The organism is Paracoccus chinensis, assembly GCF_900102885.1.
In the GTDB taxonomy this organism is placed as follows: Bacteria; Pseudomonadota; Alphaproteobacteria; order Rhodobacterales; family Rhodobacteraceae; genus Paracoccus; species Paracoccus chinensis.
The window spans coordinates 1-5,000 of the sequence record NZ_FNGE01000046.1 but is presented as its reverse complement, the minus strand read 5'-3'; the positions used below and the strand labels follow the sequence as shown (position 1 = coordinate 5,000).

Here is a 5,000-nt window from a genome sequence, read left to right as displayed (position 1 = left end):
CGTTACGACAGATGCCCGAAGGTGTTCCTGTCCGCTATCGCACTCGCCGCAACCATCATCTTCTGGCTATGAAACTTAACGAGTCCTGACCCTAGCTCTGGCCCGCAGCCTCAAATACAGCGACCGTGATCCGATCTTCGCCAAGGTCGAGGCTGAAACCAGGGCCAGCCTCCGGCAGGTCTGGGTACCCAACGCCGAGAACTTCTTCGGCCGCGTCAGCGCCGACACCTTGGACGGGCTCATGCTGGAGCTTACCGGTACCGATCCGCAGGGCGCAGGCTTCAAGGCATTCAGGAGCCAGAAGAAGGCCGCAAAGGCGCTGTCGCTCGAAAAGCTGTTCAGCGACCCCGATCACCAGCGCGTCTGGAGCATCGACGCGGAGAAGAAGGCCCGCATCGAGGCTTGGGTGCCCGACTGGTTCTGACCTGATGAAATGCCGGGGCGGGTCAGCCCGCCCCGGCAACAGAGTTTACAATAGGGAGGTGAGTCATCATGCCCGACTTCACCGCATACGACCACCCCGTTCTGGCCGTCCCTTGCCCGACCTGCCGTGCGGCCCCAGGCCTCTGGTGCCGCTGTTCAAGCGGGCACATGGCCTTCGATCTTCACGCCGCCCGCCGTGCCGAGGCCGCCCGGCAGTTCATCGCGCAGCATGGTGATTGGGCCGCGATCATCCATGCGGCCCCAGGCTGGCTGATCGACCCGCGTGGACGCGCCCGCCATTGAGGCTCATCCTGCCTCCTTGGCAACGCACCGGCTGCACCCTGCCCGACTGGTCCGTCCATGCGTGAGCACACACCCCCATTCGCCTGGAGGGCTTCAACCCAGCTTGACCGCTATCCTTCTTGCAACGGAGGATCACCTGGCCCCGCTTCGGCGGGGTTTCTTTTCGTCGGCCCGATTGTAGCCCTGTCCGGCCACAAGCCGCTCTCCGTTTATAACGGCTTTGCGGAGAAAGCTGCGGTTCATGCCGCTGAAGATTTACAAGCAGGGCATCTCAAACGTGAACACAGTTTGGCTGGTGTCGGATGTTACCTCCATCCTTCCCCCGTGAGCCCTCGCGATCTCTGATGCAATATAAAGCCCAAGCCCAAGCCCCTCCTGTCCAGGCCCATTGCTGACCCGGCTGAATGCCGTGAACAATTCGGGGATCTTCTCTTTCGGGATCGGGGGACCCTCATTCGCCACCTGCAGGCGGAGGAGACCATCCGTTACATGGGCTGCGACCTGGATCGGCCGATCCTCGGCGCCATGGGAAATGGCATTGCCGAGCAGGTTTGAAAACAACTGCGCGATGCGCGCCGGGTCGCAGTAGACCGGACCCGGGATATCTATCGAGAGATCAATCTGCCGGTTCGGTGCCATGGTGCGGCATTCCGAAACGATCTGCTCCAGCACTTCGCGCAGGTTGTCGTCCTTGATGCGATTGAGCACGAGGCCCTCGCCCAGCCGGTTGCGCGCATGGTCCATGAGGTTGTTCACGAGGTCCGCCATCCGCTGTGCAGCCGCGTTCATGAGGCCGATCAACTCGACTGTTTCAGGATCGTCATATGTGCGGGTCAGGATACGCAAACCTGAAAGGATTGCGGAAATCGGATTGCGCAGATCATGTGCAAGGATCGCGATGAACCGCTCCTGCATGCCGGAAAGATGCCGTGCGGTTGCAAGCTCGCCCTGTACCTCCTGAAGTTTCTCCTCCACTTGCAGGCTGTCTCCGATCAGCTTCGCGAACAGCCGTACCATCTTCAGGATGCGGATGTCGTCCAACCGGTTCGGTTCGGGATCAAGCGCACACAACGTCCCAAAGAACGATCCGTCCGGCCTGAAGATCGGGACCGAAAGATAGCTGCGGAAGCCGTACTGCTTCGGCGTATGATGGTCGCGATGGACGTCATCGCACTCGACATCATTGATGATGATCTCGGTCGCGAACTGCCGGACATCATGGCAAAGGGTCGACTCCACGACCAGTTCGTCACCAGGCGACAGACCAAAGCCCAGATGGTCGACTGTGCTGCAGGTGATCCACCGCTCCTCGTTCACACGTGCGATCGCGGCAAACCGCAGACCCGTTGCGAGACAGACCGTTTCAAGCATGGTCGGGACAGAGGCGTTGCTCTGGATCACCGCAATGTCGTTGCCGAAGTCGTGGTCTTCGATCCTGGCTGAGATGCTGCTCCGCGCGTCCATGTGAGGTCTTTCTGGTTCGGTCACTCGATGGCACCGCCCTATCTGGTGCAGGCACCCGGCGATAACAAGAAAGTCAGCTTCTTCGGCAACAATGCCAGTAACCGGGCCGAAAAGGCGACGGGCGGCGCACATGATTTCTGACCGCAGTTTTGGCCCTGACAAGCGGCACGGTCCTGCCAACAGCCTTCAGGACGTAAGGAAGGGAAAAAAGGACCGGGGGCGTTGCCCAGCAACGTTTTCCCTCCACGATCGCGTCGCTGAAAGGGCTTCACGCATGAAGGACGATGCAGCTCAGGGCATTCCCCTGACCAACGGGAAGTCCGCTGCCTTTTCGCGGATCTCGCCGCCACGGCGGAGGCCAAGGATCGGAGCGAGGCCTCCATCGCCGCCTCGGTGGCCCGGCTGCGCGTGGCGGGCTGGCCCTGCCCTATTGTGATTGCAGGGCACAGTGGGTCTGCTGCCAGCTTCAGCTTCCTTGATCCTTGCGGCGGCAAACTGCCGCCGCAATCTGCCGTTTCCCGCAGCGCGATCCCGATCCGCACCATCAGGTCCAGCATCTGCTCTCCCGGGATCACCAGCATTTGCTTGCCCTCCACGGCCACCGTCAGCGCGGCCTAAAAGGTGCCGGTGCAAGCGGTCGGCTCAGGCCGCTTCGATTGTCGCTGCAACACTCTGCCGCACAGCGCGGGATGTCGCGCAGCGGGGTCGAGGTCCGCGTGAGTTACGCGCAGGCCTTCCTGGACGGCGGCAAGACCTTTGGACCCGCACTCGAGATCATACGCAACGAGTTGACAACCTTCGTGTCTGAACGCTCCCCAGATTGCCACAGGTCGTCTGTTACGGCCTTCTCCCATGCGGCGATCTGCGCGGCGATCACGCCGTGCGGCGCCGTGAAGACGCGCAGGCCAACTGCTTCCCCGGGCAGAAGATCGGCAAGACCGCCACGGCGCAAGACCTCGAGATGCAGGAAGACGTCGCCCTTGCGCCCGAAGATGGTGGCAAAGCCAAAGCCCTTGGTGCGGTCGAACCACTTCACCCGGGCCGGCAGCAGGGGCAGCGCGGCCAGGTCGTCCTCGGCCAGCGCTTCGAGTTCGGCAATCGGAGCGCCGGACTCGGACGGTGCCGCCGTGATCGACAGTACCTCGAGCGCCTGCCGCCCGCGGGGGGTCTGGACCGCCGTTACCTCGATAACTGCCCCTTCGATGACCGAACTCTGCCCGAATCTGCGCAGGACATTGCCATGCAGAAGAACGTCAGCCCCCCCGGCATCATCTGCGATGAAACCAAAGCCCTTGGCAGGGTCGAACCATTTTACCCGTCCCTGTATGCGCTGGGTCGCCTCGGAAATCTTGTTGTTCATTCTTGGTTCTCATGTTCCGCCCAGGATGGGTGTTCGGGCGAATTACTCGTTGCAGGTGTCGGTGGGGCCGACCGACAGATTGATACAACCAGTGCAAGAGTTTCGAAAGAATGAAATCGTTTTCAGGATATTAGATGAGCTTCTCGAGTGAACAGCAAAAAGCCCCGCCGACCAAGGCAGGGCTTTTGCGATCAGTCCCAAGGAAACGACCAGACGGGGCCGACCGTAGCCGACCCCTGATACTGGTAAAACGCCGACGCGGCGAACTGGTTAACAAGGGAATGGATATCCGGGGCAGGCAGAAGATGTTAGCTGGCCTTTGGGATAGGTGCCCCCGTCGGGATTGGCCGAACGGAAAGAGGCCCCGTCCGGCTGGAAGGTACGGCATGTCGGTCCGCAAAGCAGACGTTACCTACCTCGGGCCTTGCAGCGGACACGAAGAGCTGCTTCGGAGACGGCGATCCCTGGCACGGCGCTGGGGACTCCCATCCTGCAGCCGACCCGGGGGTTACTACCGTTCCCGCTCGGCTCTTGGGCGATGACTGCCTAAAAGATCACCGCTTACCAGACACCAAAATCAAAGCGCCCGTATGGACGCTCCATGGGCTACCTTCTGGTTCTGAACGTCAGTGGCACAGAGGTGAAAAGCGGCCCGTCGGCAGTGCGGCAGGGCAGCCATAGCGCCTGCAATAGCTGTCCTCAATTGTTCTGAGCAGACGTGGCGCGGATGCGCAGGAAGCGGATTTGCGGTTTGACACTTCTGCGTGATTCAGCCTCTGCGAGGAGACTGGCAAATGAGAAACCTTTTCTGGCTGACCGATGCGCAGATGGTGCGGCTGCGGCCCTTCTTTCCGAAGAGGTGAGCTTGCGAACGCAAGCCGCGTGTTGATGATCGGCGTGTGGCTCTAGTGGCATAAGTTTCGTCAACCGCGACGGGTTACGGTGGCGGGACGCTCCCCGGGAGGATGGTCCTGCGAAGACGCTTTACAACCGTTGGAAGCGGTGGGGCGATAGGGGCGTCTTTGCTCGCATCATGGAGGGGTTGGCCGCGGAGGCCTCCGAACCCGAGACGATCATGATTGATGCCACCTGCCTCAAGGCGCACCGGACGGCGACCAGCCTGCAGTCGAAAAAAGGGGGCGCGGCCGACTGATCGGTCGGAGTTCGAGGGTCAGAAAACGATCCACGGGATCGTTTTCCCGAGAAGGGGCGGCATGAACACCAGGCTGCATGCCGTCACCGATGCTCATGGGCGGCCGATCCGCGTTCTCAGGGGATTGGTCCACTGGACCAATCCCTCATCCTCGAACTCCTGACCGCAGGCCAGGTCAGCGACTACACTGGCGCCGCGGCCTTGCTGGAAGGTTTGCCCTCAGCGGAATGGTTGCTGGCAGACCGGGGCTACGATGCCAACTGGTTCAGAAATGCCCTGAAAGACAAAGGGATCACT

5 protein-coding genes and 1 pseudogene are annotated in these 5,000 nt (G+C 61.3%); 4 read left to right on the top strand and 2 right to left on the bottom strand.

Going from position 1 to position 5,000, the window contains the following annotated elements:
- Positions 1-241 precede the first annotated feature (241 nt).
- Both BLQ03_RS17345 and BLQ03_RS19290 read left to right on the top strand, forming a co-directional pair.
- On the top strand, positions 242-424 hold the full coding sequence (locus BLQ03_RS17345; protein WP_090757544.1) for a hypothetical protein: 183 nt from the start codon (positions 242-244) through the stop codon (positions 422-424).
- 68 nt (positions 425-492) lie between these two features.
- On the top strand, positions 493-726 hold the full coding sequence (locus BLQ03_RS19290; protein WP_090757543.1) for a zinc finger domain-containing protein: 234 nt from the start codon (positions 493-495) through the stop codon (positions 724-726).
- 255 nt (positions 727-981) lie between these two features.
- Here the strand turns inward: BLQ03_RS19290 and BLQ03_RS17335 are convergent, their stop codons facing one another.
- On the bottom strand, positions 982-2,190 hold the full coding sequence (locus BLQ03_RS17335; protein WP_090757542.1) for a GAF domain-containing sensor histidine kinase: 1,209 nt from the start codon (positions 2,188-2,190) through the stop codon (positions 982-984).
- Positions 2,191-2,217: 27 nt separating this feature from the next.
- Between BLQ03_RS17335 and BLQ03_RS18730 the strand changes: the two genes are divergently transcribed.
- Complete coding sequence (locus tag BLQ03_RS18730; protein WP_217629796.1) at positions 2,218-2,331, top strand: PaeR7I family type II restriction endonuclease; 114 nt, start codon at positions 2,218-2,220, stop codon at positions 2,329-2,331.
- 580 nt (positions 2,332-2,911) lie between these two features.
- Here the strand turns inward: BLQ03_RS18730 and BLQ03_RS17330 are convergent.
- Positions 2,912-3,550 (bottom strand): cold-shock protein, encoded by a 639-nt coding sequence (locus BLQ03_RS17330; RefSeq protein ID WP_090757541.1) that lies wholly within the window; start codon positions 3,548-3,550, stop codon positions 2,912-2,914.
- A 794-nt stretch (positions 3,551-4,344) separates the two neighbouring features.
- Between BLQ03_RS17330 and BLQ03_RS17325 the strand changes: the two are divergent.
- Positions 4,345-5,000, top strand: a pseudogene (locus BLQ03_RS17325) (IS5 family transposase); the annotation flags it as partial.

Excerpts from the sequence above, each read along its gene's own strand:
- BLQ03_RS18730 (WP_217629796.1), top strand. The coding sequence starts at position 2,218 with ATGGCACCGCCCTATCTGGTGCAGGCACCCGGCGATAACAAGAAAGTC.
- BLQ03_RS17330 (WP_090757541.1), bottom strand. The coding sequence starts at position 3,550 with ATGAACAACAAGATTTCCGAGGCGACCCAGCGCATACAGGGACGGGTA.
- BLQ03_RS19290 (WP_090757543.1), top strand. The coding sequence starts at position 493 with ATGCCCGACTTCACCGCATACGACCACCCCGTTCTGGCCGTCCCTTGC.
- BLQ03_RS17345 (WP_090757544.1), top strand. The coding sequence starts at position 242 with ATGCTGGAGCTTACCGGTACCGATCCGCAGGGCGCAGGCTTCAAGGCA.
- BLQ03_RS17335 (WP_090757542.1), bottom strand. The coding sequence starts at position 2,190 with ATGGACGCGCGGAGCAGCATCTCAGCCAGGATCGAAGACCACGACTTC.